The sequence below is a fragment of the Streptomyces sp. NPDC060209 genome, from assembly GCF_042728155.1.
GTDB lineage: Bacteria > Actinomycetota > Actinomycetes > Streptomycetales > Streptomycetaceae > Streptomyces.
The window spans coordinates 21,126-47,056 of sequence record NZ_JBHWZS010000011.1; the positions used below are offsets into that span (position 1 = coordinate 21,126).

The 25,931-nt window shown below is 69.7% G+C and carries 17 protein-coding genes and 1 pseudogene; 7 read left to right on the forward strand and 11 right to left on the reverse strand.

Annotated elements, in window-relative coordinates:
• Position 1: 1 nt before the first annotated feature.
• Both ACFWFI_RS04080 and ACFWFI_RS04085 read right to left on the reverse strand, forming a co-directional pair.
• A complete protein-coding gene (locus ACFWFI_RS04080; protein ID WP_387385183.1) occupies positions 2–931 on the reverse strand; it encodes an ABC transporter permease in 930 nt (309 codons plus the stop codon).
• Positions 932–935: 4 nt separating this feature from the next.
• Positions 936–2,555 (reverse strand): ABC transporter substrate-binding protein, encoded by a 1,620-nt coding sequence (locus ACFWFI_RS04085; RefSeq protein WP_387385185.1) that lies wholly within the window; start codon positions 2,553–2,555, stop codon positions 936–938.
• A 362-nt stretch (positions 2,556–2,917) separates the two neighbouring features.
• On the opposite strand from ACFWFI_RS04085, the gene ACFWFI_RS04090 reads away from it, so the two are divergent.
• The 3 genes from ACFWFI_RS04090 to ACFWFI_RS04100 all read left to right on the forward strand — a co-directional run bounded on the left by ACFWFI_RS04090 (position 2,918) and on the right by ACFWFI_RS04100 (position 4,689).
• The gene (locus ACFWFI_RS04090; protein WP_387385187.1) at positions 2,918–3,355 is read left to right on the forward strand and encodes a hypothetical protein; all 438 of its coding nucleotides are present in this window, start codon (positions 2,918–2,920) and stop codon (positions 3,353–3,355) included.
• 9 nt (positions 3,356–3,364) lie between these two features.
• A complete protein-coding gene (locus ACFWFI_RS04095) occupies positions 3,365–3,799 on the forward strand; it encodes an OsmC family protein (RefSeq protein ID WP_387385189.1) in 435 nt (144 codons plus the stop codon).
• 92 nt (positions 3,800–3,891) lie between these two features.
• Positions 3,892–4,689 carry a sulfurtransferase gene (locus ACFWFI_RS04100; protein ID WP_387385192.1) on the forward strand — a complete coding sequence of 266 codons (798 nt, stop codon included), beginning with the start codon at positions 3,892–3,894 and terminating at the stop codon, positions 4,687–4,689.
• 63 nt (positions 4,690–4,752) lie between these two features.
• On the opposite strand, the gene ACFWFI_RS04105 is transcribed toward ACFWFI_RS04100, so the two are convergent.
• The 4 genes from ACFWFI_RS04105 to ACFWFI_RS04120 all read right to left on the reverse strand — a co-directional run bounded on the left by ACFWFI_RS04105 (position 4,753) and on the right by ACFWFI_RS04120 (position 9,876).
• The gene (locus tag ACFWFI_RS04105) at positions 4,753–6,576 is read right to left on the reverse strand and encodes a glycoside hydrolase family 2 protein (RefSeq protein ID WP_387385194.1); all 1,824 of its coding nucleotides are present in this window, start codon (positions 6,574–6,576) and stop codon (positions 4,753–4,755) included.
• A 71-nt stretch (positions 6,577–6,647) separates the two neighbouring features.
• Entirely contained in the window at positions 6,648–7,547 is a 900-nt protein-coding gene (locus tag ACFWFI_RS04110; RefSeq protein ID WP_387385197.1) for a carbohydrate ABC transporter permease, read from the reverse strand.
• A gap of 3 nt (positions 7,548–7,550) precedes the next feature.
• Positions 7,551–8,483, reverse strand: a complete 933-nt coding sequence (locus ACFWFI_RS04115) for a carbohydrate ABC transporter permease (protein WP_387385199.1) — start codon at positions 8,481–8,483, stop codon at positions 7,551–7,553.
• 22 nt (positions 8,484–8,505) lie between these two features.
• Positions 8,506–9,876 carry an extracellular solute-binding protein gene (locus tag ACFWFI_RS04120; protein ID WP_387385202.1) on the reverse strand — a complete coding sequence of 457 codons (1,371 nt, stop codon included), beginning with the start codon at positions 9,874–9,876 and terminating at the stop codon, positions 8,506–8,508.
• A gap of 273 nt (positions 9,877–10,149) precedes the next feature.
• On the opposite strand from ACFWFI_RS04120, the gene ACFWFI_RS04125 reads away from it, so the two are divergent.
• Positions 10,150–11,205, forward strand: a complete 1,056-nt coding sequence (locus tag ACFWFI_RS04125) for a LacI family DNA-binding transcriptional regulator (protein ID WP_387385204.1) — start codon at positions 10,150–10,152, stop codon at positions 11,203–11,205.
• A gap of 137 nt (positions 11,206–11,342) precedes the next feature.
• On the opposite strand, the gene ACFWFI_RS04130 is transcribed toward ACFWFI_RS04125, so the two are convergent.
• Positions 11,343–12,146 carry a TSUP family transporter gene (locus ACFWFI_RS04130; RefSeq protein WP_387385207.1) on the reverse strand — a complete coding sequence of 268 codons (804 nt, stop codon included), beginning with the start codon at positions 12,144–12,146 and terminating at the stop codon, positions 11,343–11,345.
• 84 nt (positions 12,147–12,230) lie between these two features.
• Between ACFWFI_RS04130 and ACFWFI_RS04135 the strand changes: the two are divergent.
• The 3 genes and pseudogenes from ACFWFI_RS04135 to ACFWFI_RS04145 all read left to right on the forward strand — a co-directional run.
• A pseudogene (locus ACFWFI_RS04135) lies at positions 12,231–12,998 on the forward strand (helix-turn-helix domain-containing protein); the annotation flags it as partial.
• 373 nt (positions 12,999–13,371) lie between these two features.
• Positions 13,372–14,292, forward strand: a complete 921-nt coding sequence (locus ACFWFI_RS04140) for an AEC family transporter (RefSeq protein ID WP_387385209.1) — start codon at positions 13,372–13,374, stop codon at positions 14,290–14,292.
• 131 nt (positions 14,293–14,423) lie between these two features.
• On the forward strand, positions 14,424–16,211 hold the full coding sequence (locus ACFWFI_RS04145) for a cholesterol oxidase substrate-binding domain-containing protein (RefSeq protein WP_387385211.1): 1,788 nt from the start codon (positions 14,424–14,426) through the stop codon (positions 16,209–16,211).
• A 90-nt stretch (positions 16,212–16,301) separates the two neighbouring features.
• Here the strand turns inward: ACFWFI_RS04145 and ACFWFI_RS04150 are convergent, their stop codons facing one another.
• The 4 genes from ACFWFI_RS04150 to ACFWFI_RS04165 form a co-directional block, all read right to left on the reverse strand.
• Positions 16,302–17,099: an SDR family NAD(P)-dependent oxidoreductase gene (locus ACFWFI_RS04150; RefSeq protein ID WP_387385213.1), complete on the reverse strand. Its 798-nt coding sequence runs from the start codon at positions 17,097–17,099 to the stop codon at positions 16,302–16,304.
• Between the two features lie 121 nt (positions 17,100–17,220).
• On the reverse strand, positions 17,221–18,309 hold the full coding sequence (locus ACFWFI_RS04155) for a tetratricopeptide repeat protein (protein WP_387385216.1): 1,089 nt from the start codon (positions 18,307–18,309) through the stop codon (positions 17,221–17,223).
• A gap of 216 nt (positions 18,310–18,525) precedes the next feature.
• Positions 18,526–22,578 carry a hypothetical protein gene (locus ACFWFI_RS04160; protein WP_387385218.1) on the reverse strand — a complete coding sequence of 1,351 codons (4,053 nt, stop codon included), beginning with the start codon at positions 22,576–22,578 and terminating at the stop codon, positions 18,526–18,528.
• A 32-nt stretch (positions 22,579–22,610) separates the two neighbouring features.
• On the reverse strand, positions 22,611–25,895 hold the full coding sequence (locus ACFWFI_RS04165) for a hypothetical protein (RefSeq protein ID WP_387385220.1): 3,285 nt from the start codon (positions 25,893–25,895) through the stop codon (positions 22,611–22,613).
• Between the last annotated feature and the right edge of the window lie 36 nt (positions 25,896–25,931).

Consider the following 25,931-nt stretch of genomic DNA (forward strand, 5'->3'; position numbering starts at 1 on the left):
GTCACCCGTCCCATCGGATCCGCTTGTCGAGCAGCGGGTAGAGCGCGTCGACGACGAGGTTGACGACGACGAAGATCACCGCACTGATCGTGACCGCGACCAGGACGACGGGCATGTCCCGTCCGTTGACCGCGTCGACCACGAGCCGTCCTACGCCGAGCCGGGAGAACACCGTCTCGGTCAGCACCGTCCCACCGACCATCACGCCGACGGTGGTTCCCAGCGACGTGATGACCGGCAGTGCAGCGTTCCTCAGGGCGTGCCGGACGACGATGTCGAACTGGCTGAGCCCCCAGTTGCGAGCGGTCTCCACGTACGGTGAGGTCAGAGCGCCGCGGAGATTGGCCGTCAGCAGTTGCGAGATGCTGCCGCCTCCGGCGACGGCGAGCGCCACCGAGGCGATGAGCAGACCGGCGAAACCCGGGTCGCTGACCGCTTTGATCCAGTGCAGCTGGAAGGCGAACAGCTGGAGCAGGACCAGGCCGATCAGGAAGGGCGGCAGGGACACCGCCACCGGCGGCAGCGAGATGAGCAGTTCGCGCGCCCACTTCCAGTCGGCCAGTTCGATGACCACTGACAGCGTCACTCCCAGGACGACGGCGAGCAGCAGGCCGAGGAAGGCCAGCTTCAGCGTCTCGGGGAAGGACTCGAAGTACACCTCCACCGCAGGCCGGCGCTGGTAGATGCTCTGACCGAAGTCGCCGTGGAGGGCTCCGGTCAGAGCGTCCCAGTACTGCACGTACACCGGGCGGTCGAGGCCGAGCAACTCACGCTGCTCGGCCAGGAGCTGCTTGACGTCGGCGCCGTCGGCGCCGGCCGTGAGACCGCCCGCCGCGTCACCCGGCACGATGTACAGGAGGAAGAACGCTCCGGTGAACGCACCCCACACCACGATGACGCCGTACAGGAGCCGAAGAGCATATCGTGACATCGGTCTACTTCTTCGTGAGCCAGGCATTGATCAGGTACTGGTCGAGGCCGACGGGTGTGATGTCGTGCAGCCGGGGCGAGTGGGCCCAGATGTCGACGTCGTTCGACACGGGGATGTCGTATGCCTGCTCGACGAGGATGCGCGAGGCCTCGTCGACCAGTTTCTGGCGCTCGGCCTTGTCGATGGTCTGGTTCTGTTCCTGGAGGAGCCGGTCGAGCTCCTGGCCCTTCTTGTCGCCGTCCGCGATGAAGCTGCGGTTCGACCCTGTGGTTGTGCCGTAGTTGGCACGCAGCACGTCCGGGTCGGGCGACGACGCGTACCAGTAGGCGATGTCGTAGTCGCCGCTCAGCAGCTTCTCGTTCGCCTCGGCAGGCAGCGGCGGGTCGAGGACGAGCTCAATGCCCAGCTTCTTCCACTGGTCCTGGAGCACCTGCCAGCCCGGGTCGTCCTCCGGTGCGCGCAGCGACAGCCTCTCCCCGTCGGCGTCGACACGGATGCCGTCGGAGCCGGTCCTGGTCCAGCCGGCCTGCTCGAGCAGCGACTTGGCCCGCTCCGGGTCGTACTTCAGCAGTGCGCTCTGGTCGGAGTAGTAGGGGTTGTCCTTGCTCAGCGGGCCTGTCGCGGCCTGGTCGACACCACCCGAGTCGATCTTGACGAACTCGTCCCGGTCGGTTCCGACCTGCAGTGCCTGCCGGACACGGACGTCCTTGAGGAACTTCGACGAGGTGTTCACCGGCAGTTCGGTCCCGGTCGCCGGGTTGAGCGTCTTCGAGATCGTCAGCCCGGCGCTCTTGAACTGCGGAAGGTACTTCGCGTTCACCCAGTAGATGAACTGCAGTTCCTCGTCGCCGATGACCGCGCCGTTGCGGACCGAGTCCTCCGGAATGATCTTGTAGACGACTTCGTCGAGGTAGGCCGGACCGTCGTGCTCGAAGTACTTCGGCGCCCAGCCGTAGTCATCACGCTTCTTCAGCACGATGCTCTGGTTCGGGACGTACTTCTCCAGGTAGAAGGGGCCGGAGCCGTCCAGCCACTTCTGCCGTTCCTCCACCGGGAGCTCGGCCGTCTTCTGCGAGACGATGCCGACGTACGCACGCGACAGCGAGACCAGGAAGGCGGCGTTCGGCTCGGCGAACTCGACGGTGATCTCGTGCTCCGAGGGCGTCTTGATCGTACGGATGCCCTGCACGACGGTCTTGGCGCTGGAGTGGATACCCGGCCGGTTCAGGCTCTCCAGGTTGGCCTTCACGACCTTCGCGGTGAGCTTGGTGCCGTCGTGGAAAGTCACGTCGTCACGCAGCTTGAACGTGTACTGCCGTGCGTCGTCGCTCACGGTCCAGCTCGTGGCCAGCCATGGTTCGACCTGCTTGGTCTCGGGGTTGTAGAAGACCAACGAGTCGGCCAAGGCGCGAGCGACGGTGCGCCAGACCTGGTTGACGACGGCGGAGTCGACACCACCGGTGTCGGCACTGAGACCGATGTTGAGTGTTCCTCCGTAGCGGTCCTTCTTGGCGACCTTCGCTCCGGCCACGCTCTGCCCGTCACTGCCCGAGCAGGCGGTGACAAGGAGAGACAGTGCGGCGGCCGTTGCGGCGAGCCAGCGCCACCGGCGTGAACTGGACACGACCTGTTGTTTCCCTTCGATCGACTCAGAGATGAGTGCTCAGCGGTGGCGTTGCTATTTGCGAGCGGGCAGCGCTACGTAGCTATGCGCCTGTCTCTCTCTGATGGATGTATCCGATGCGTATGAAGTTGCGAAGCAGCTTCCATGGCCTGTGCGACGAGGACGTGTTCGGCTCCGCTCAGCCGATCACCCGTACCAGGACTTCCCCTGGTCAGGCTTGAAATGTGGCCTGGCCCGGAGTGTGCGCCGGGAAGTGGCGCGATACTTCCTAGGTGCGAGTGTCTCGTAGCCGATATGGTGTCACGAGTACGCTTTAAGTATCGTGACAGCAGTGTTGCAGTCTCCTGAACGGGGAAGCCGACGTGGTGTTTGACAGGAAGTACAGCGACGAGATTCGCCAACGCGCGGTCGAACGCGTGCAGCAGCGGCGCCGGGACGATCCCCAGAACCGCTCGATCGTGCGCGAGGTCGCCGAAGAGTTCGAGGTGGGCCCCCAGTCCTTGCGCAAGTGGCTCGCACGCTACGACGACGGCAGTTACGACTACGACTACGAATCCGCCGACGGCCACGGAGACGGCGGAGAACCGCGAACGCCCCCGGTCGGACGCCAGCAGCGCAGGCCGGGCCAGCGTGAGCTGCTCGCCAGGGTCGAGGAGCTGGAACAGCGGATCGTCGTCCTGCAGGAGGACAACCGCTCGCTCACCCGTGTCGTGTCACTGCTGGCGGACCAACTGAGGGTGGCGACCACGACCGGTGTCCAGATTCCGGACTCCGCGATCGGCCACTCGCCACGCGCCTAGAATCCCGCGATGAACGACAAGACAACCGTGACCAGTAATCTGCACGGTCGGACCACCGACGTCCGTGGCCGCTACGTCATTGGCGGGCCCGGTTTCGAGATCATGTCGGACGGCTCGGTACGCGGCGGGGGCCCGGGCGAGGAAGCCAGCTCGCTCGACCTGCTCGTCGCCTCGCTCGTCTCCTGCGCCCTGAACGCGTTCCGTCAGGACTTCGTCGAGAGCGGGCAGCCGGATCGGCAGGTCGAGATCTTCGCCCGGATCGAGCGCAAGGCCGCAGGAGACTACCTGGGCACTCTCATCATGGAGTGCTTCATCGACGGCGTCGACAACGTCACCGCCGACGTGCTCGTCACCGAGTACAAGAAGCGGTGCCGCATCTACAACGCCCTCAAGGAGAGCCTCCCGGTGGTGTTCGTCCCGCATGCCTCGGGATCGCTGGCATGACGCCGGCCGGGACTGACCGGGTCGTCGACGCTCCGACGGCGTACGCCCAGCGGCATCGGTCCGTGTTCATGGAGGTAACACCCTGGCGGACGATGGCGGAAGGAGCGGATCCGGTCTCTGGCAGCATCCCCGGCGCGTTCCGGACCTCGGTCAAGGCCGACTTCGCCGGTACCCCTACGGCCGCCGGTGGCCACCTGCCGCTGCCGAACCGCACCACGGTGCGTGCCACCCTGCGGGCCCGGGGGATCGGGCCTGCTGACGACCTCGTGCTGTACACCCGGCGGATCGAGGAGCTGTCATCAGCCACCCGGGCGTGGTTCGTCCTCACCTGGGCGGGATTTCGTTCGGTGCGCGTGCTGGACGGCGGTCTGCCGGCCTGGGTCCGTGCGGGCGGCCCGACGGCCCGTCTCCGGGCAGCGCCGACACCTGTCGCGGCAGACGACCGGTTCGAACCGGTACATCCCCCCGACGGCGGCCGTCGCGTCCTAGGGATCGCGGATGTCCTGGAGATCTCGAGCTACGGCACACTGCTCGACTCACGGTCGGCCGGTGCGTACAACGGTGTGGTGGACGACCGGAGGACGGGACACATTCCGCACGCGGTCCACGCCCACTCGACCGAACTCGTCGCTCCCGACGGGCTGCTCCGATCGCCGACGGAACTGCGCAAGTGGTTCTTGTCCCGTCGGGCGATCGGCGGCCACGAGGTCGGTGCCTACTGCGGCGGCGGGGTGTCCAGCTCCCTGCTGGTCTTCGTCGGGGCCCTGCTGGGCCAGCAGGTGGGCCTGTTCGTCGACTCCTGGTCCGCCTGGGAGCGCGATTCCTCCCTGCCCGTCGAGCAGGGCATTGCCCTGAGCCGGTCCGCGGCCGTCGACACCGACTGTGTGTGACGTGGAAACCGGTCGGACGAAGGCAGCTCCGGGAGGTCCCGGGCCGGCCTCCGTCCGATCGGGCTAGCGGCCGTCCTGCTCCTCGATCGCGGCGGGGCGTATCTGGGCGGCGCGGATGCGTTCCACGTCGAGTTTGGTGCCGCGGTCGAAGCGGTAGATGCCGTTCTGCTCCTGGAAGACGTCGGTCAGCTGTGTGTAGCAGTAGCCGAACATGGCGGGGTCCTGAAGCAGCACACCGGTGAGGCCGCTGAAGCGCGCGTGGAACTCCTCCTCGTTCCGCACCCGCTCGCCGTAGCCCCAGGAGGCGGTCCGGTCCTCACCGGACTGTGCGGCGGCGGCCTCCGGGTCCCACCAGATGCCGCCGAACTCACTCACGAAGTACGGCTGTCCCCGGTAGGGCTGGGAGTAGGCTGCTCCGTTCTCGTAGGCGTTGACGAACGGCTCACCCTTGGCCAGGCCGGCCATCTGCTCCCGGAAGGCCTCCGGGTCCTGCTCGTAGCTGTGGGAGTCGTAGATGTCGGTCTCCGCGACCCGGTGGGCGTAGCCGGACGAGTCGATCACGGGCCGTGTGGCGTCCAGTGCCTTGGTGGCCAGGAACATGGCCCGCGTGACGTCGTCGAGCCCGGTGATGCGGTCGTGCAGCTTCTGGTACGTCTCGTTGAGCGGGCACCAGCCGACGATCGAGGGGTGCGAGTAGTCGCGTTCCACGGCTTCGAGCCACTGGCTGACGTAGGAGGCGTCGGGCTGCTGGTTGTTCCCCGACGACCCGCCCGTCTCGCAGCCCCAGTCGCCGAACTCGCCCCAGACCAGGTATCCGAGGCGGTCCGCGTGGTAGAGGAAGCGCTCCTCGAAGACCTTCTGGTGGAGCCGGGCCCCGTTGAAGCCGGCGTCCATGGCGAGCTCGATGTCGCGGACCAGCGCCTCGTCGGTGGGGGCCGTCATCAGCCCGTCCGGGTACCAGCCCTGGTCGAGTACGAGCCGCTGGAAGAGCGGGCGCCCGTTGAGGGTGACCGCCTTGCCCCGCAGGCCGACGGCGCGCAGTCCGGCGTAACTGTCCACCGTGTCGAGCACCTCCCCCTGCTCGTCGACGAGTTCGAGCCGGAGGCCGTACAGGTGCGGGTCGTCCGGACCCCACTCGCGCCTCCTGTCCGCCGGAACGGGGAGGTGGAGGCGGGGTGCGAGGTCGAGGTCGGCGCGTGCCTCCGCCCGGCACACCTCTCCGTCCCCGTCGCTCAGGACGGCGCGTACCCGGTGGCCCGGCTGGTTACCGGACAGCGGGAGTTCCAGGTGGAAGGCGGACCCGGCCAGGTCCGGGGTGATCCGCGGACGCCTCAGGTGCACCTGATGGACCGGCTCGAGCCAGACGGTCTGCCAGATCCCGGTAACACGCGTGTAGTTGCAGTCGTGGTTGGCGTACTGGATCGCCTGCTTGCCGCGGGCCTGCGGGCCCGAGCGGGGATCACGGGCCCGGACGGTGATGACGACGTCCTGCCCCGAGCCCGCGACGTCCCCCAGGTCGGCGGTGAACGGGGTGAAGCCGCCGCGATGGCGCGCCACCTCGGTGCCGTCCGCCCAGACCGTCGTGTCGTGGTCGACGGCTCCGAAGTGCAGCAGGACCCGGCGCCCGGCCCAGTCGGCCGGCAGCGTGAGGACGCGCCGGTACCAGACGGCCTCGAGGAAGTCGGTGTCGCCGACTCCGGAGAGTTCGGACTCGGGAGGGAAGGGGACGAGGATCTGCCCGTCCAGGTCACGGGTGAGGAGACCGCGCTCGAGACCGCTGTCCCCCCGGTCCGTCTCGAACTGCCAGAGGCCGTTCAGGTTGAGCCAGTCGCGACGGACGAACTGCGGTCGCGGGTACTCCGGGCGAGGTACGGAGTGAGTGGGCACACATGCTCCAGTGAGTCGGCGGACCGGCGGCGGCCGGTCCCGGGTGGTACGGAGGGAGGAAAGAGGCAGGGTCAGGATCCGCCGAGGCCGGTGGTGGCCACCGAGCTGACGATGCGACGCTGGAAGAGGAGGAACACCACGACCAGCGGCAGCGCCGCGAGCAGAGCAGAGGCCATGGCCTGGGCGTACTGGATACCGAAGGCGTCCTTGACGGTGGCCAGTCCGACGGGGAGCGTCATCAGGCCGGGGTCGTTGGTGACGATGAACGGCCACATGAAGTTGTTCCACGCACCGATGAACACGAAGATCGAGACGGCTGCCACGATCGGCCGGGACAGCGGAAGCACGACCGACAGGAAGACCCGCACCTCGGACGCGCCGTCGAGCCGGGCGGCGTCCTCCAGCTCCCGGGGGACGCCGTCGAAGAACCTCTTGAGGATGAACACCATCATGGGCGCCACCACTTGGGGCAGGATCATCGCCGCGTAGGTGTCGACCAGGTTGAACATCAGCATCTGTTCGAACAGCGGTACGACGAGGAGTTGCGGCGGGACCATGACGGCGGCGACGGTGACGGTGAGCAGGGTACGGCGGCCCCGGAAGGTGCCCCGCGAGAAGCCGTAGGCCGCCAGCGTGGAGATCGCGACGGTGATCAGCGTGACCAGTCCGGCCACGAGGAAGCTGTTGGCCGCCCAGACCGTGACGTTTCCGCGTTCGAGGATCTGCTGGAAGGCATCGAGGGTGAAGGCGCCCTTGAAGGGTGACAGGCCCGGCTTGGCGACGTCCTGCTCGCTCTGGACGGAGGTGGCCACCGCCCAGAGGAGCGGCAGCAGCCAGACGGCCGCCATCACGGTGAGTGCGGTGCCGGCCAGGACGCGGGGCAGTCGGCCGTGGCCGAGGAGCAGTGGTGAGCCGGCCTGCTCCCGGGGTGGGCGGCGCCGGGCCCGCACGGTGGTTGTGGTGGTGGACATCGGTCAGTCCTCCTGGCGGAAGAGGCGGAGCTGTGCGAGCGAGACGACGATGACGAGGGCGAAGAAGATGTAGGAGACGGCGGAGGCGTAGCCCAGCCGGTAACCCGTGAACCCGACGTCGTAGACGTATTCGAGGAGAGGACGGGTCGAGCCGTTGGGGCCGCCCTTGGTGAGGATGTAGATCTGGTCGAACACCTTCAGCGACGCGAGGATCTGGAGCATGGCGACCAGGACGGTGGTCCTGCGCAGCTGCGGGAGGGTGACGGACCACAGTCGACGCCAGGCACCTGCGCCGTCGAGCGCGGCGGCTTCGTCGAAGGCCGTAGGCAGGGACTGCAGGGCGGCGAGGTAGAGCAGGAAGTTGAAGCCGACCGTCCACCAGACCGTGAGCGCGGCGACCGACCACATCGCGACGGCCTCGTCGGACAGCCAGCCGACGGGTTCGAGGCCGAGCGCGCCGAGGAGTTCGTTGCCGAGACCGACGTCCGGCTGGTACAGCCAGGTCCATATGAGGGTCACCACCGTGACCGGCAGCAGGTAGGGCACGAAGAAGGACAGCCGCCACACCCACTGCCCGGCCAGTCCGCTGTGCACCAGGAGCGCCATGGCGAGCGCGATCAGCACCAGGGGAACGCTGGAGGCCGCGGTGAAGAAGACGGTGTTGCCGAGGCTGCTCCAGACGTCCGGGTCACCGAAGGCCTCGGCGTAGTTGTCGAGACCGACGAAGGCTGTGTCGCGCAGCGCGAGGGAGCTGTCGGTGAAGCTCATCCAGAGGCCCTGGAGCACGGGCCAGATCAGGAAGAGGACGAAGGGGACCGCGAAGGGCAGGACGAAGAGCGGGCCCGGTCCGCGGCGGCCGACTCTGCGCCGGGGGGCCGCGGCGAGGGGCGGTTCGCCGGTCGGGGCGGGGGCCCCGATGGGCGTGGTGGTGGTCACGTCGGTTACTCCTTCTGCTCGGTCAGGCCACCGGGTTGGGCTGCCGCAGCAGCGTGTTCGCCTCGCGGACCATCTGCCGTACCGCCTTCTCTGCGGAGGTGTTGCCCAGCAGCGCCGACTGGAGCGGCTGACACATACGGTTCTGGAAGTTCGAGGCCGCGCCGGCGAACCAGTTCGGCGGATCGAGCACCGCCACCTTTCCGGCGTCGGCGTACGAGGACTGCGGTTTCAGAGCCGCGTATGCCGGCTCGGCGAGCACGGGCTGGTAGGCGGGGATGTGCCCGGCGCTCGCCCAGGTGAGGCTCTGCTTGAGTATCTGCGCGACGTAGCGGTGCGCTTCCCTGCGGCGGGCCGGGTCGGGGCTGTCCTGGTGCGGCAGGACGTAGCTGTGGGAGTCGGTGTAGACGGCGGGCCGGCCGAACACCTGGGGGAAGGGCGCGGCCCCCAGCGGGATGCCGGACTTCTGCAGCACCGGCAGCTCCCACTCGCCGAGCATGGCCATGCCGCCGCGACCGCCCAGGAACCCGGCCAGGGCGCTGTTGTAGTCGAGGTTGTTGGGATTCGTCCGGCCGTCGAAGAGCTGCTGCATGAACGACACGACCTGCACGGCGGCGTCGGTGTCGATCTCGGCCGGTCCGCCGTCCGGCAGGGTGAAGGCGGCACCGGTCTGCGCGTAGAGCGCGGCGAACTGCCGCCAGCTCTGTGCGGTGTCGGTGACGTGACCGAAGAGGATGCCGGACTTGCCCGTGACCTCCGCCAGGGCTTTGCCCGCCTCCAGCATTGCCTTTGGGGACCCCATCGGGGCGAGTTCGCCCTCCGGGTCGAGCAGTCCGGCTTCGCCCGCGGCTTCCCGGTTGTAGAACACGATGAACGGGTGGACGTCCAGGGGGATGGCGTAGACGCCCCCCTGATGTTTCGTACGTGCCCAGACGGCCGGGGTGAAGTCCTTCTCGGTGACGCCGAACTCGGCGAGCACATCGAGGTCGAAGGGGTCCAGCAGCCCCCCGGGGGCGTAGCCGGCCAGCCGGGACAGGTGCAGGACCGCCACGTCGGAAGCCCGTCCGCCGGCGGCCGACATGGCGAGCTTGGTGTAGTACGACGGCCCCCAGTCGAGGATCGTGCGGTCGACCTCGAAGCCGTCGGGGCCCTCGGAGACGGCCCGGATCATGTCGTCCATCAATATGCCGTCACCGCCTTGGAACAGGTCCCATACGTTCAGAGCCGAGGCGCCGGAGGCGGAGGCCCGCGAGGAGCAGCCGGACAGGGAGCCCGTGGCGAGCAGTGCGCTCGCGCCGGCAGCTCCGTAGCGCAGCAACCGGCGGCGCCCGATACCGGGGGCCGGGCCGGGGCCGGGCACGGCCGGCACCTGGCGGGGGTGGGACGAAGAACTCATCGCGGACCTTTCGACGGCCGGACGCTCATGCCGGATCGGCGGTGGACCGCCGGTGCGGGCGGGGCCACCGCACACGGCAGGTGGGTGAGCCGCGCTGGCTGAAACAGTGCGGCCACCTGTTTTTACATCGATGTACATTCGCTGTAAAGAGTTCGGACGGTACGGCTGCATGACAGCCGCACGGCGGTCTCGTGCCGGGGGGAGGAAGCCTCCGTCCGCAGCCGTCGGGCCGGGACATAGACTCGGCAGCGCTCGAGGGCAGGGAGGTCGGCCGTGGCACGGCCCAGGATCAAGGACGTCGCACGGCACGCGGGGGTGTCGGAGAAGACGGTGTCCAACGTGATCAACGACTACGTCCATGTCTCCGACCGGACCCGGCGCGTGGTCCGCGAGGCCATCGACCATCTCGGATACCGGGTGAACCTGGCCGGGAGACACCTGCGCAAGGGACGCACGGGCATCATCGCCCTCGTGGTGCCCGAGTTGGACGTGCCGTATTTCGCCGAACTCGCCCGGCACGTCATCCGCGAGGCCGAGCAGCTCTCCCTCACGGTGCTCATCCACCAGAGCGGGGCGGACCGCGAGCACGAGCTTGCCGCGCTGGCCGGTTTCGGCTCCGACTTCGTCGACGGGATCATCCTCAGCCCGCTCGCCCTCACCGCGGACGATGTCAGTCACCGCGCGGGGGCACCACCGACCGTGCTGCTCGGGGAGTTGCTGGAGGAGGGGGCCGACCATGTGGCCATCGACAACGAGAGGGCCGCGCGTGAGGCGACGGAGCATCTGATCGGGCTCGGGCGCCGGACCGTCCTCGCGGTCGGTGGCATCGAGGCGCCGGGCCTCGGGACCGCGGAGGCCCGCACCCGCGGATACCTGGCGGCCCTGGCCGAGGCGGGCATCGCCCACCGTCCGGAGGCGCTGCTGCCGGTGGGCGACTTCAGGATGCCCGACGGCGCCCTGGCGGTGACCCGGGCCCTGCGTGCCGGAGCGCGGCCGGACGCGCTGCTGTGCCTCAACGACCAGCTCGCCCTGGGTGCGTTGCGCGCTCTGCACGAATACGGCCTCCGCGTCCCCGAGGACGTGGCGGTGATCGGGTTCGACGACGTGGAGGGGGGCCGGTTCAGTGTGCCGACGTTGAGCACCGTGGCGCCCGACAAGGCGGCGGTGGCCAGGGTCGCCGTCCAGCTCCTGCACCAGCGCATCGAGGAGGCCGCGCGGAGTCCTCAGGAGCCCGATCCCGGGGACTCCGGCATCCAGTCACCTCAGGACCGCGTGGTGGCCCACCGTCTCGTCCTGCGCGAGAGCACGGAGGGTCCGGAGGCCCGTTGACACGTCCGCCGGCGGGCGCCGGGCCGGTGACAGCGGGACGGCGACCCCTCCAGGGCCTCTCGTTTGGATCTTGCCGGGTTCGCGTGCCCTGGTGCCGCACCTCGCTCACTGACCCGGCCCGATCCAGACGAAGGACCCTAGGCAGAGCGCAGCATGGCGGCGGCAACGACGGTGAGCAGCCCGATGTAGGCCCAGGCGTGGGCGCGGTCCGGGATCCGTGGCGGGCGGCGTCGCAGCACGGCGATGACCGGCAGGGCTCCCACGAGCAGTGCCGCGGCGGCTCGGAGGTCGACGAGGCCTACGAGGTGCACTTGCGCGTCCGCGGCGGCGGGGACCGTGGCGGCGCCCAGGGACGCAGCGGCGGCCGGGAGGGCGATGGCGAGGGTGAGGGGGTTGGCCAGCGCGGTCGCCACCTGCATGGTGTGTCCGGCTCGCCGCATCGCGGGGACGGTCATGACGCTGCCTCCCACGCCGAGGAAGGCCGCGACGGCACCGACCGGTGCTCCGAGCAGGGCCGGCAGGGGACTTGGTGCGTCCGAGTCTTCCTCGACCCGGGTGGCCGTGCGCAGGAAGCCGGGGCGCAGGAGCAGGTCGGCGAGGGTGAGGGCGACGTAGGCGATGAACGCCCAGCGGGCCGGACCGGCCGGGGCGAAGCGCGTGGCGAGAGCGCCGGCCACGGCGCCGGCCGCCAGCAGGAGCAGCAGCGTACGGCTGCCCCTGAGTGCGACGAGCACCCGCCTCGGTGTGACGGCTGTCGCGAACCCGGCGTTCACCACCATCACCAGGGCCGAGGTGGCCGTCGCCACCCGCATCGCGTCCCCGCCGAGCGCGCCGTCGGCCCACACCACGACCGGTACCGCGACGAACCCGCCGCCGAACCCGAACAGCACCGTCGTCACCCCGGTGAGGAGCCCGACCACTATCAGCATCACCACGTCCATGACCCCACCCCACCAGCTCCGGCGGGCTTCCCGCATCCGATGGTCGGCACACTTCTATCGAGTCCCGGCCAGTAGGGTGGAGACGTGAAGAACGTGCCGCTGACCGATGTCGACCATGTCGACCGGGTCGTCCTGCCGATCGGCACCGACTATCCGCCCGGCCACGTACTGGACTGGCACGAACACCGGCGGGCGCAGTTCCTGTACGGCGCCACGGGGGTCATGGTCGTGGACACCGCCGAGGGGGCCTGGACCGTCCCGCCCGAGCGCGCCGTACTGATTCCGGCCGCCACCCTGCACCGGGTCCGCATGCTGGGGGTGAGCACCCGGAGCCTTTACATCGAGCCGGACGCGGTCCCCTGGTGGCCCGCCACCTGTACGGTGGTCGACGTTCCGCCGCTGTTGCGCGAACTGCTCCTGGCTGCTGTGGAGTTCGGGACGCACTACAGTTTGTCCGGGCGTGAGGGAAGCATCGCCGCGCTCCTCCTGTACGAGATCTCCGAGCGCACCCCGCTGCCCTTCCACGTGGGAATCCCGGCCTCCGCCGATCTCGCGGGGCTCTGCCGTGCGTATCTGGCCGCCCCGGACGCCGCCGTCACCAACGCCGAATGGGCTGCCGGCACGGCCATGAGTGAAAGGGCCTTCACCCGACGCTTCCGTTCGGAGACCGGTGACAGCCCGGCCGTCTGGCGGGCCCGTGCGCGCCTGCTCGCGGCCCTGCCGCTGCTGCGTACGGGGTCGGTCAGTCAGGTCGGTGGCCGTCTCGGCTATGCCTCTCCTGCCGCGTTCACCGCCGCCTTCACGCGGGCCTTCGGCATGCCGCCGTCCCGCTTCGCGGCAGCCGGGTCAGGGAGTGCGCGCAGAGCTCCGCTCCCTGCGCCGGCCGTCGAGCCCGGATCGGTCACCGGCGCCCACGCCGCCACTGCCCGGCCGATGAGAACACCGATCCGTGGTGACCGTAGGCTAAGTCCTGGTCAGCGCACCGGTGGGCGGGTTTCAAGAGGGAACGGGGAAGACAGTGACTCAGGGCAGTTCCGCCCGCCTCCGGCCCTTGAGAGTCCTGGCTGATCACTGCCGGACCGTCGCGGGCACATGTCCGAGCCCTCCGCAGTTCCCGAAGCAGGGCGAAACCGTCGCGCGCGGTGCCGACGGCCCCGCCCAGGAGCGCCGGGCGGTCGCCGGCCCCCGCTGACCAGCCGCAGACGATTCATCAGCAAGGAAGTTCATGCAGGGAGTTCTCACCGGGTTCGCGGTGATCGCCGTCGTCATAGGCATCGGCTACGTCCTCGGACTCCGCGGACACCTGGGAGACGACGGCCGGACGGTCCTGACCAGGCTCGCCTTCAACGTGGCCACCCCCGCACTGCTCTTCACCACTCTGGCAGGGGCGGACCTGTCGGTCATCTTCTCCCAACGGCTCCTGGTCACCGCGGCCGCAACGGCTGCCGCGGCCGCCCTCTTCGTCACCGTGGGACTCCTACGGGGCTGGGGCACCGGGCAGCTCACCATCGGCGCCCTGTGCTCCAGCTACGTCAACGCCGGAAATCTCGGAATCCCGATCGCCGTGTACGTGTTGGGAGACGCCTCACTCGTCGCTCCCGTCCTGCTCTTCCAGCAGATCGTCGTCACCCCGCTCGCCCTGACCATTCTCGATCTGAGCCGGCCCGGCGAGCCACGCCCTCTCCTGCAGCGCCTGATCACACCGCTCCGCAACCCGATGGCCGTCGGTTCGCTGGCGGGCGTCACCGTCGCCGCCACCGGATGGACCGTCCCGGCGCCGGCCCTCGAACCTCTCACCCTCATCGGCAACATGTCCGTCCCCGCGGTCCTTCTGGCCTTCGGGATCTCCCTGCGCGGCAGCGGCATACCGGCCCGCGGGGAGAACCGGCCCGCCATAGTCCTGTCCGCCGCCCTCAAGACGACCGTCCAGCCCGTCGTCGCCTGGGGCGTAGGTGCGGGCATCTTCCACCTGCACGGCGCAGCCCTCCTCGACGTCGTCGTGGTTTCGGCGCTGCCCGCCGCGCAGAACCTCTACACCTACGCTTCGCAGTACCGTGTCGCCGAACAGCTCGCCAGAGAATCGATTCTGCTGTCCACCGTCGCCTCGATACCGGTCCTGATCACCGTTGCGGCTCTCCTGGGATAGACAGAGAAGGTCTGTCGTCCGGGCAGGCGTGAATCCAGGAGCCGTTACCCCGTACACCCGCAGGACGGACTCGTGCAGGCTTTCGGGACTATCCGTCGGCAGGTACGTGTGAGACGCATACATTCGTGCCCATGCCTGAATCTTCTGACTTCGCGTCACATTCCGTTCCTCCTTCCAGGCGTGGGGTGCTCCGTGCGGCGGCCGTGGCCGGCGCAGCCCTCGGTGTCCCCGGAGCGGTGTTGGCCGCGGGTGTGCACCCGGCCGCCGCGGAAACGCCGTCGATCGCCCCGTCACCTGCTCCCGAGCTGCCCGCCGGACTGAAGGCGTACCGCAGCCCCTACATCAACTGGGCCGGCGAGATCACCCACCACGGGCTGTGGGCCTGCGCTCCGCGTACCGGCCAGGATCTCGCCGACCTCGCGAACTGGGCGCACAGCGAAGGGTGGCGACTGCGCGCACGTGGGAAGGCACACAACTGGTCGCCCCTCACCATCACCGGACCCACCGAGTCGGACCAGCACGTGCTGCTCGTGGACACCACCGAGCACCTGACCGACATGGAACTCGTCGCACCACCTCCTGGCGCTCCCGGCGCCGTCCGGGCTCAGACCGGGGTGACCCTGGAGACGCTGACTGCATTCCTCGCCGGCCACGGCCTCGGGGTCACCAACACCCCCGCACCGGGTGAGCTGACGCTCGGCGGCACTCTGGCCATCGACGCCCACGGAACCAGCGTGCCCGCGGTGGGAGAGGCCGCCCGTCCGGGCCATACCTACGGCACCCTGAGCAACCTCGTCCTGTCGATCACCGCTGTCGTCTGGGACGCCGCCCGGTCCGCGTACGTGGTGCGTACCTTCCACCGGGGCTCCGACAAGGAATGCGAGGCGCTGGCCGCCCACATCGGCCGAGGCCTCGTCGTCGAGGTGGTCCTCCAGGCCGGCGAGGAGATCCCACTCCGCTGCCGGAGCAGGGTCGATCTCACCAGTGACGAGTTGTTCGCCGCTCCGGGCAGCGCACTCGCGCGCCGGGGGAACACGTTCGCCGACTTCCTCGACCGCTCCGGGCGGGTGGAGGCGATCTGGTTCGCCTTCACGGACAAGCCGTGGTTGAAGGTGTGGAGTCTCAGCCCGGAGCGCCCCCTCACGGCGAGGGCCGTGCACCATCCGTACAACTATCCGTTCAGCGACTCGCTCCCCACGCCCGTCGCCCGCCTGGCCGGGCGCCTCCTGGGGGAGGGAGCCTGGTATCTCGCCCCGGCCTTCGGTGCCGCCCAGTACACGGTTGCGGCAACGGGGCTGGCAGCCACCTTCGCCACGGACCTGTGGGGTGCCGCGCACAACCTGCAGTTCTACCTGCGCCCCACGACCCTGCGAGAGACCGCCAACGGGTACGCCGTCCTGACCCGGCGCGCGGACGTGCAGCGCGTCATCTCACAGTTCGCGGCCTACTACAGCGAGCAGCTGAAGTCGCGGGCCGCACGCGGCGAGTTCCCCGTCAACGGGCAGGTCGAGATCCGTGTGGGCGGGCTGGACAGGCCCGAGGAGTCAGCGGCCCCCGGCGCCCGGCCGCCGCTGCTCTCCGTCGTGCGACCGCCGGTGGACCGACCGGAGTTCGACTGCGCGGTGTGGATCGATGTCCTCACCCAGCTGACCACTCCGGGAGCCCACGCGTTCTACCGGGATCTGGAGCGATTCCTCCTCGCCACCTTCGACGGTGACTACGCCCTCACACGTGTCGAGTGGTCCAAGGGCTGGGCGTACACCGAGACGGAGGCATGGGCGGACCAGGAAGTCATCGGCACCACGGTCCCGGCCTCGTACGGCCCCGGGCAGTGGGCGGAGGCCGTCGGCGTGCTCGACCGTCTGGATCCGCACGGCGTCTTCGGCAACGCCTTCACCGACCGGCTGGTCCGTGTGTGACCGTCCGGGCACGACGCTGGTGCCGGTCACCGGCGACGGGCCCCGGGCGGTTCCGGAGCCTGCCCGTCGGACCGGCACTTCTTCCGTGTTTCAGGCGTCGCGCCATCCGCCGTCGACGTGAAGGGTCGTGCCGTTGATGTAACCGGCCCCGGGGCCCGCCAGGTACGCCACCATCCCCGCGTAGTCGCGGGGCCTGCCGATGCGGCCGGAGTCGTTGGGGGCGAGATTGCTGACGACGTGCGGTTCGATCTCGTCCCAGGAGTCACCCCAGCCGTTCTCCTTGCCCAGGTCGGTCAGCATCCGCTGTGTGGCCGCCACGAGGATGCCGCCCGCTGCCACCGCGTTCGACGTGACCCCCGTGTGTGCCAGTTCGCGGGCGAGGGACGCCGCCAGGTTGTTGCGGGCGGCGTTGGAGGCGGCGTAATGGGGCTGGCCGGCCTGGGGCAGGTGGCCGGTGACGCTGCTGATCTGGATCACTCGCCCCCAGCCGCGCTCCCGCATGCCCGGAACCAGGCGCTGGATCATACGCACGCCGGCGATGACGTTGACGTTGTAGATGTCGGCCCACTCCGCGGACGACGTCCCGGCCCAGTTCGCAGCGGGGTCGTAGACGCCCGCGTTGTTCACCAGGACGTCGACCGGCCCCTCCGCGAGCGCGGCAGTCACGGCTTCATCCGCGCCGGCATCCGTGCTGATGTCGCCGATCGCGACGGTTGCCGCTCCGCCGGCTTCGCGAATGGCTTTCGCCACCGCCTCGGCCCGTGCCTCGTCCCGCCCGTGCACGACGACGGAAGTCCCTTCGGCGGCCAGCTGTTCCGCGATCTCCTTGCCGAGTCCGGCGCTCGATCCCGTGATGAGGGCTCGCTTGCCTTCGAGTTGCAGATTCATCGGGCGTACACCTTTCACCTGGACCGTTACGGGCGCCGGCCCTCTCCGAATGCCGGAGCGCGGGCTCGCCGTGGTCCAAGGTGCGCGAAAAAAAATGGACTCGCAAGTCCAGAATCAGAGGTCAGCGCGTCACCGCCTCCGCCAGGCGGTTCCCCGTGTCGGGCAGAGGACCCACTCCCAGCTCGGTCATCGCCTTGTCGACCATGTCCCGGGTGTGCCGCAGGCCGATCCGGTCCAAGGCTCGGCGGAGTTCAGTCAGTTCCACGACGGTCTCCGCCGGGTTCCGTCCGAGACGGGCCAGCGACTTGGTGAGCCCCAGCCGGGACAGCGCGGTCCCCCGCGGCTCGTTCATCTCCTGGAATTCCGCGAGTGCCCGCGCATAGGTGTCACGGGCCTGCGAGTACTGCCCGGCCCGGTAGTGCACGTTGCCCCGCATCTTGTGGTTGTACGCCAGCGCACTGGACAGTTTCATCTCACGGCAGGTGGATTCGGCCTCCGCGAGCAGCGACAGCGCACGCTCCACGTCCCCGTCGCGTACGGACACCACGTCGGCCATGCCGCGCAGCGCCCAGGCGCGGCCTCGCCGGTCGTCTGCCAGGCCCGCGGTTTCGGCCGCCTCCTCGAAGAGGGCGAGTGCCCTGTCGTACGAGCCGGTGTTGCGGTGCATCTGGGCTATGCCTTCCAGCGCCCAAACCGTGTGCCTGGCCTCTCCGCGCTCCCGGGCCTCGGCGAGGAGTTGCTCGTGCAGTTCCCCGACGGCCTCGTAATCGCCCTGAATGCGCCCGGTCTCCGCGAGACCGGCGAGCGAGTAGCCGCGTACCAGCACGTCGCCCTCGCGTTCTCCCATGTCGGCCGCGAGCCCCAGCAGCCGGTACGCCAGTGCCAGCGAGCCCCGCTGGCGGGCGAGCGTGCCGCCGCTCCACAGTGCCCAGGCCATCGACCCGGCGTCCTGGGCCGAACGTGCCGCGCGGTAACTCGACTTCCAGGCGGCGTCGGCTTCCGTCACCCGCCCCAGTCGCCGGTACGCCTCCGCGACGGCGAGCCCGCAGCGTGCCGTCTCCCGCTGTTCTCCGGCGCGTTCGGCCGCCCGCAGCTCCTCGATGCCCTTCGCCAGCACCTCGGTGAGCGACGAGTTCACCGACAACGAGCTGAGCGCTCCCTGATACTCGGGGGCGAACGCCTTGCCCGTCGGTCGCTTCTGCTGCGTCACCCGCGCCACCCGCTCACTGTCTCGCCCGTCCTCGGAACCATTGGGCGCGGCCGTTGCCGGCCGCCGCTCGTGATCAACACGGTATGGGCGGGCAGGGGTTCCACGAATCCCTCTTCGTGCCGGTCCTGGGTCGTACCTGAGAGCCACGGAGGACGCATGGAGTAGTCAGTGGGATGGATGCCGCGGGAACTCCGGCGCCGGTCGGCTGATGAGGGATCAGCGGTCCAGGTCCGTGGCGTCCAGGTCCACGGAGTCGCAGTAGATCACTCGCTCCTCGGCCCCGCCGGGGCCGTCCGGGCTGATCGACTCGGTCTCCTCGACCATCAGCCTCAGACCTCGGCCTCCTGGCCCCCCGTGGTCGTCGTGTCCGTGCCCTCCGCCGGGCCCTCCTCCGCCGAAACGCCGGCGCCCGCGCCGTCCGTGCCAGCCGTGCCAGCGTGGCGGCAGGGGCACCTCGCCTGTGAACACCGCCCGGTCGGACGCGTCCGCGTCCCCGGCCGTCAGCTCGGTCTCGGTCTCCTCGACCGGCACCCAGCCGAGGCTGTCGTCGTCCACAGCCGGGTGCCGCCTCTCCAGCCGGGCCCTGACTCTCGCCGCCGGAGAGCCCAGCGGACGGTACGACGGTCCGGTGAGGGTGACGGTCAAGGGGGAGTCCCCGCTGACGGTGAGCTCACGCTCGGGGAGGGTGCGTACGAGATCGGCCTGCACCACGTTCGAGATCTCCGCCCCCGCGATCGAATCGGGCTGGAGGCGCACCAAGGCGAGGCGTACGAACGGGAAGTAGCTGTCACCGGTGTCGAGGTCCAGATCGCAGTACCAGCGCTGACGCGTCGGGTCGAACTGCGGGGCGAATCCGAGCGCGGTGACCGTGGAGTTCCCGGCCGCCACGCCACCCGCGCCGGGAAGGGGGCGGCGCAGCGGCCCGACGGCCTTGTGGACGTTGGTGAACATCGCGGGCGTCGCGGCCCGCACCGGCGCGGACCGGTGGATCGGGTCACGTCCGATCAGTGTGACGACCGGCTGCGCGTCCGGGGACGGGGGGCCGGGCTCGTCGTCGACGAGGACGCCCAGCAGCTCTCCGTCGCCGGAGGAGAACCAGGGGCGCTCCAGGAAGACCCGGATGCCGCCACCGCGCCGCCGACGTACGACCGTCCCGGGGGGACCGTCCGGTTCCTCGAAGGCCAGGGTGGGCATGCAGTAGAGCACCCCGGGTGTGGCCGGGGGAGCGCTGCTGGGAACCGAATGCTCCACCGGTTCGCCGTCGCGGGACAGTGCGTGCTGCTCGGGTCGCTCGGGTTGCCCGGACTGCTCGGCGAAGGAGGCCGGGAAGTACTCGCCGAACCGGGTGGTCGCCACCGGGGTGTAGCGGACCCGGCGGTGCTTGGTGTCGCCGAATTCCTGTCTGGCGTAGGGCGGAGCGGCCGGGGGAGTGGCGTTCGCGGCCAGTGTCTCGGCCAGCTCGGTGCTGAAGGTCAGTACCCCGTCGGTGAGGGTGCAGGAGGGGGGAACCCGGAGAGGGAGCCCCTGGCTGTCCTGCAGGTCGGCCAGGGAGAGCGGCAGGGCGAGAAGGTGTGCTCGGGCCGTCCGCTCGACCCGGCCGTCAGGCCCTTCGTCCGTGACGTCGGTCCAATCGGCCGTCACATCGACGCGTTCGGTGCTGTCGCTGTGCACGGTGACAGCACCCAGCAGGTGCTCGGTCGTCGCCGACGGGGCGCGGACGGGGGCTGTCCCGAGTTGCAGGGACGGAGCGGCCAACGGGTGCTGGACGGCGTGGACGAGGGTGATCTCCTGGCTGGGGGTGAAGAGCCAGTGGCGGCTCTCGTGCGCGGAGGCCATCAGCTCACCGACCTGTTCGGAATCGGTCGTGGACGACTCCGAGCACCAGTCGGCCAGACCCAGGACGGTGTCGTCGAGGGCGATCCGAGAACAGACCCGGACAGGGAGGACGGTGGCTTTCGGAAGCTGTACCGTCAGGACGCGCGCCTGCTCGTCGAAGTGGGGCGGACCCGTGCCCTCCGTGATACGGATCCGGAAGGACCGGGGGCTGTGCCAGGTGTCGCCGTTCCAGTCCACCGGGAAGGGCTGGTCGGGGGGCAGGCCGGGGAGGCCGAAGAACACGGCCCCGGTGGACAGGGGATCGGGGAGGTAGGGCGTCTCCACCCGCTCGTCCGTGTGCAGGACCACCGGCGCGGTCTTCCCGCCGCCGGCGGAGTCGACGGCCTCCTGCGCCTGTGCTCCGGGCAGCGTCGCGTCGTCCAGCGAGCCGCTCTCGTGCAGGGCCAGTTGGTACGTGGCGCGTCGCACGGCCGGGTCGCCCGACCCGATGGCGGCGTCCAGCATCCCGTGCCGTTCCACGCACTGGAGGGATGCCTTCGGCGCGACGACATGCCGCTCGTCGTGGGGCGCGTACGGTCCGTGTGAGCCGCCGGTGACCGGTGGCGACGCGTTGAACGCGGCGGCGTACTCGTCCGGAGTGAGCTCCGGATCGCTGCGGACGACGAGCCGCTGGGTGCGGGCACCGTCGATGAGCGGGAGACGCGGTACGACCACCGGGGAGGGGACCGCTTCGAAACGGCGGAAGGTCTGGGGTCCCGCGGCGGGGAGCGCCAGGTCGGCTCTTTCGGGTTCAGCCGCCATCAGGGCGTCGGCCTGCGCGGGAGTGAGCCCGTTGCCCGCCAGGTCGACGGTCCGTACCCGTATCCGGTAGGACTGGCCGAACCGCAGTCTGGGCAGTGTTCCCTGTCGCGCGGCGGACCTGATCTCCAGCGGGACTCCCGGAGCGGCCGCGTTGCCGATGCGCTGCGGCTGGGTGGCTTCGTCCTCGGGGTCCGGGGCCCGTTCGTCGGCGCTCAGCACCTTGCCCGGTCGTGAGGCGGCCAGCGACCAGCCGTCCCAGGTGATGATGTTGTCGTGCAGATAGAGCTGCTTCTCGGTCTCCGGGCGGGTGGCCATGCTCACCTGGAAGAACCCCTCGTCGGACGCGGAGAGCAGCGGGGCCTGCGGCAGACCGGGCGGACAGTAGGCGACTTCGCGTTGCTGCAGCGAGAACCACTGCCTGCGGCTGTCGTCCCAGACGTCCAGCCGGTGTCCACGCACCAGGTCCTCCGAGAACAGCTTCACCTGCTCGGCCGCGGCGGCGTTCCCCACGAGCTCGTCGGCCTTGTGCGTCTGTTCGGCGGCGGCCTGGAAGTCTTCGGCGATGTGGGCCATGCGCTCCTTGCGTGCCAGGGTGAGACCACCCGTCCGCACGAGGGGAAGGCCCTTGGATTCCGGTCCGGCGGCGTCCAGTTGGAGGAGAGCCGCGTCCGCATCGGCCTGCTCGATCGAGAACTCCGCCTGGGGGAGCGGCACCAGGCCCCGGGCCGGAGGAGCCAGCGGGTCGGCCGGCTGGGCGCCCCGGCTTCCCGCGACGAACGCCTGCTTGGCCCGGTCGAGCACGTAGCTGGTGTGCGGGGTGACGTCGTGGCTCGGCTTCAGGTTCGGATCGTCGCCAGCCAGGAGGGGCGTCCAGGTGGGCCTGACGGTGAGGAAGAGGTTGCCCGCCGAATCCGGGACGGCGTCCGCCGGAAGGGCGAAGTCCAGGACCAGTCCGAGGCGGCGCAGCAGGGCCGGGTGGTCGCTGAGAGAGGTGAGCATGCTGTGGAAGTCGGGCACGGGTGTTTCCAGCGGAGGATCGCTGTTCTCCGTGGTGCGCCCGAGGGAGGGCCGGGACGCGGGCGGGTGGTGGAAGCCGAGCAGTTGCCGGTAGGTGTCGACTCCCTCCGCCGGCGAGGGCGCCAGGCCCGGCATCGCGCCCGTCTCGCTCATCTCGTCCAGCTCACGCCGCAGCGGCGCGCGGTCGGGGAAGCGGGTGGCCGCCTTGGCATAGATGTCCTGGGCACTCTCCGTCATGGCGTGGCCGGGGCAGGTGGTCACGTCACGTCCCATGTACTGGTCGAACGCGAAGGAGTCCAGCACGGTGTCCGTACGGAAGAGACGCTGCCACAGGGCCGGGTCGGGAGGCGTACCGGTGGGTGTGACCGGCCCGACGGGGAAGTCCTGCGGGGGCGTGGTGCCGTCGGTGGTGGCGAACGCGAAGGTGGCCGAGGCCACTTGATCGGGCCAGCGAAGGAAGTCGGGGAAGGGGCCGAGCGTGCCCCGGGTGCCGGGAGGCGGGTCCTCGCCGGTGGACAGCTGGGGGGCGACGAAGAGCGACAGGAGGAGTTTCGTCCCGTCGGTGGAGAAGCCGGCGGGGAGGACGGTCCAGTGGATCCGCTGTTGGAGGGGCATGGCTGGATGTCTCCTTTGTGGCCGGGGCCGGCTCAGGCCGCGAAGGCCAGGCAGTAGGTGTCCCAGTCCTCCGGCTCCACGCACTGGGCGAAGGTGGGGTCGCCGGGCGCGCCGGCGAAGCTGCGCTCCAGGGTGAGCGAGACGGTCTTGCTGAAGAAGGCGATCCGTACGCTCACCGAAAGGGTGCCTCTGCCGCGGATCACCGATTCGCCGCCCGACTTCTGGTAGCTGAGCTCCAGATAGAACTCGACGGAGACGGTGACGATGCCGAGCACCGACAGATAGCCGTTGCAGCGCAGGTAGCCGCTCAGCGTGATGTTCTGGGATCCCGGCACGGAGTTGTCGAGCTTGAAGTAGACGCCTGCCATGATCGAGACCCCGCCGGTGGCGATGCCCAGGTTCAGTGCTGCGGTCCCTCCGAATTCGAGTGCCCCCTCGATGACTTCGATGCCCCTGGACGAGACCTCCATGGCGAAGAATCCGCCGCCGCCGAACAAGGAGACGCTGACGTTGAACGGGTTCTGACGCTCACAGATCGCGAACCTGAAGCGGATGGGCGAGGCCTCGAACGGGATCGTCAGCCCGGCGGACAGGGAGAGGTTCTGCAGGCTGAAGACGCCGACCCCGATGCTGGGTACCGCGAGGGTGTAGCCGGCGCTGATTCCGGCCGGGTCGATGTCGATGTACGCGCCTTTGCCGAAACCGTCGGCAGGCAGCAGACTCCGCAGATTGTTGATGAACGACAGCGCGCCCTCGAACACGAGCTCCAGCCCGGAGGCGTCCACCTCGGGACTGCTTCCAGGGCGGGAGGTGAAGGCCAGGCGGCTGATCTTCACCTGCGCCAGACCCGCGAACTTCAGTGTGAGGCCCGTGAGCGCACCACTGACGGAGGACTTCTCCAGGCCGTCGGGGGAGCGGGTCGTCCGGGCGTCCAGGACGAGTGAGGCGCCCGCCAGGTCGAGCATGCCGGAACTCTTGAGCGGAGGTTTCCACACGTAGCGCAGTTCCTTGCCCGCTCCGTCGAGCAGTTCGGTGACGCGCAGGAGGGGGACGGGCAGCAGGGACCGGGGATCGTTGTCCTTGAGGATCTGTTCGATCTTGCTCTCGGAGAGCTGCGCGAGCTCGGTGACCGCCGACTCCTGGATGTCGCCCAGGATGTCGGTCAGGCTGACGATGCCGAGAAGCTTTCCGATGCCGAACGCCTTCTCGATGTCGGCCTTGGGCACGGCCGCGGCGGCGCCGGCGACGGGGCTCTTCGCGAAGGCTTCCGGCAGCACCCCCGCGCGGCCGGTGATCTCGGAGACGCTGGCATTGGGGCTGGCGAGCCCGCCGGCCTGCTCCGCCTTGAGCAGCAGCTGTACCGGAGTGTTCATGGTCAGGTAGGCGCCCGAGGGGTTGTCGGTGAACCCCCGGTCCAGGTAGCCGGCGTTCATGCGCACCTGTACGCGCCCGCCGCCCGGAGCGAAAGCCTCGACCGCGGGTTCGCGCACCTCGGCACCGGCCACGAACAGCACCGCGTCCAGGGGATGGTCTCCGCCGCTCACGATGTGCTTCACGTCGAAACGCAGTGTCGTCACCGGATGGCAGGTGCCGGCGGGCACGGCCGGCAACGGTTCCGCGATCGCCATCTCCTGTCCGTCCAGTGCGGCGAGAGCATGCGGATCGTCCGAGGCGAAGGCCACCGGCTTGTCCGCGACATGAGGGAACATGCCCTCGACCGAACCGTCGGCGGCGTTCTTCCCCGGGACGAGGAGCAGAGGCATACGGAAGCTGACCTGCCGCCCCTCCTGGTCGGTCCCCGTCACCGGCAGCAGATAGTCCGCGTCCGCTCCCGCGAGGGCGGCCCAGAAGGGACCCGTCGCCGCGCCGGGCTTGAGCAGCGGGGAGACACGCTCGTTGATGTGCAGTGAGCGCAAGGGCATCTCGCGCCCCTGGTGCACGTACCCCGTGCCGGGGCCGTAGCTGATGTCGGGCTGCGGGAACTCCGCGTGCTGCTCCGTCGCGAGGCCGGCGACGACGGTGCCGTCCGGTGCGGCGGTGAAGACCCGTCGGGTTTCGACGACCCACAGCGCTTTGTGGCCGGTGTGGCAGAAGTACCGGCTCGCCGTCCGCAGGTACTGGTCACGGCCCAGGCCCGTGATGTGGTCGTAGGAGGCCAGGGGCGGTGTCTGACCGGCTTCCGTGAACTGCTGGAGTGACCGGTCGGGAAGCTCCCAGCTGCCGTGCAGATGGGCGGAGGCGCCGAGCGGTGTGAGTCTGAACTGCTCGGCGTGGAGCGGCTCGCTGAGGATCTCGATGGGCAGCCCGTTCTTGTCGAACACCTCATGCCTGCTGGTCTGGACGACGATGCCGTTCAGGTGTTCCTGAAGCAGCGGCAGCCCGGCGGGCAGTTCCCCTCGGTCCGCCGCCGTCGCGACGGCCCGCAGCAGAGCTTCTCCGCTGCCCTCGGCGCCGAGCAGGCTTGTGTGCCACAGCTCGGAGCGGCCGTCGGAGACGAATGGATCGGTCAGATGCTCCCAGTGGTTGGTGAGGGAGTCGTCGTAGGTGAGCAGCAGCCGCATGGGGAACTCTACGGCGGTCTTCCGGACCCCTCCGAAGACGAACCCGTCACCCGGGTCGGGGGACCCGACGACAGGCACCGGCTGCAGGATCAGCTGGGTCCAGTCGAGCAGCGAGGCGAGGGTGAGGCCGACCCCCTCCATGTCGTCCGGCAAGGAGAAGGCAAGGGTGGAGGGCCGTGCCGAGAACGCCGGTACGACTGGATCCGCGGTGAGGGGGAGCGCGGGGAGGACGCCTTCGGCGACGTGCTGGGGCGGCAGCGTCACCAGGATCTGCGCGGGGCCGGGTGCCTGGCGCACGAGTTGCCGGCCGTCGTGGCGGAGGTTCACCAGGCTGATGTCGACGACCAGCATGTCCTCCGGTCTGCGTACCCGGAACGGCCCCTGGAGAGCCCCTTCGTCCTCCTGCTCGGGGCGGTGGGGGGCGGGCCGGTCGTCCTCGTGGTCAGGGCGGTGAGGGCGGTCCCGGTCCGGGCGGAAGCCACCGCCGTCGGGCCGGTGCCGGCCCTCCCTCTCACGGTCCCCGTCGCCCTCCGGGCGGAAGCCGTCGCCGTCGTGGTGCCCGGGACGGCCGCCGTCCCCCCGTCCCTCCGGGCCGCCGCCCCGGTCCGGGCGCCTGCCGCCCTCCCGGCCGGAGCCGAACCGTCCCCCGCCCCTGTCCGAACCGCCTCCGCCGCCCTGATGGCCTCCGCCGTGATGCGCCAGCAGTACCTCCCTCCACAGTCTCAGGAGGAGGAGGTGCTTGCCGATGTGGAACATGACTGTCTCCTGGCACGGGATCGGCCCGGGGAGTGC

Excerpts from the sequence above, each read along its gene's own strand:
- ACFWFI_RS04080 (WP_387385183.1), bottom strand. The coding sequence starts at position 931 with ATGTCACGATATGCTCTTCGGCTCCTGTACGGCGTCATCGTGGTGTGG.
- ACFWFI_RS04095 (WP_387385189.1), top strand. The coding sequence starts at position 3,365 with ATGAACGACAAGACAACCGTGACCAGTAATCTGCACGGTCGGACCACC.
- ACFWFI_RS04100 (WP_387385192.1), top strand. The coding sequence starts at position 3,892 with ATGGCGGAAGGAGCGGATCCGGTCTCTGGCAGCATCCCCGGCGCGTTC.
- ACFWFI_RS04110 (WP_387385197.1), bottom strand. The coding sequence starts at position 7,547 with ATGTCCACCACCACAACCACCGTGCGGGCCCGGCGCCGCCCACCCCGG.
- ACFWFI_RS04120 (WP_387385202.1), bottom strand. The coding sequence starts at position 9,876 with ATGAGTTCTTCGTCCCACCCCCGCCAGGTGCCGGCCGTGCCCGGCCCC.
- ACFWFI_RS04130 (WP_387385207.1), bottom strand. The coding sequence starts at position 12,146 with ATGGACGTGGTGATGCTGATAGTGGTCGGGCTCCTCACCGGGGTGACG.
- ACFWFI_RS04140 (WP_387385209.1), top strand. The coding sequence starts at position 13,372 with ATGCAGGGAGTTCTCACCGGGTTCGCGGTGATCGCCGTCGTCATAGGC.
- ACFWFI_RS04145 (WP_387385211.1), top strand. The coding sequence starts at position 14,424 with ATGCCTGAATCTTCTGACTTCGCGTCACATTCCGTTCCTCCTTCCAGG.
- ACFWFI_RS04150 (WP_387385213.1), bottom strand. The coding sequence starts at position 17,099 with ATGAATCTGCAACTCGAAGGCAAGCGAGCCCTCATCACGGGATCGAGC.
- ACFWFI_RS04160 (WP_387385218.1), bottom strand. The coding sequence starts at position 22,578 with ATGCCCCTCCAACAGCGGATCCACTGGACCGTCCTCCCCGCCGGCTTC.
- ACFWFI_RS04165 (WP_387385220.1), bottom strand. The coding sequence starts at position 25,895 with ATGTTCCACATCGGCAAGCACCTCCTCCTCCTGAGACTGTGGAGGGAG.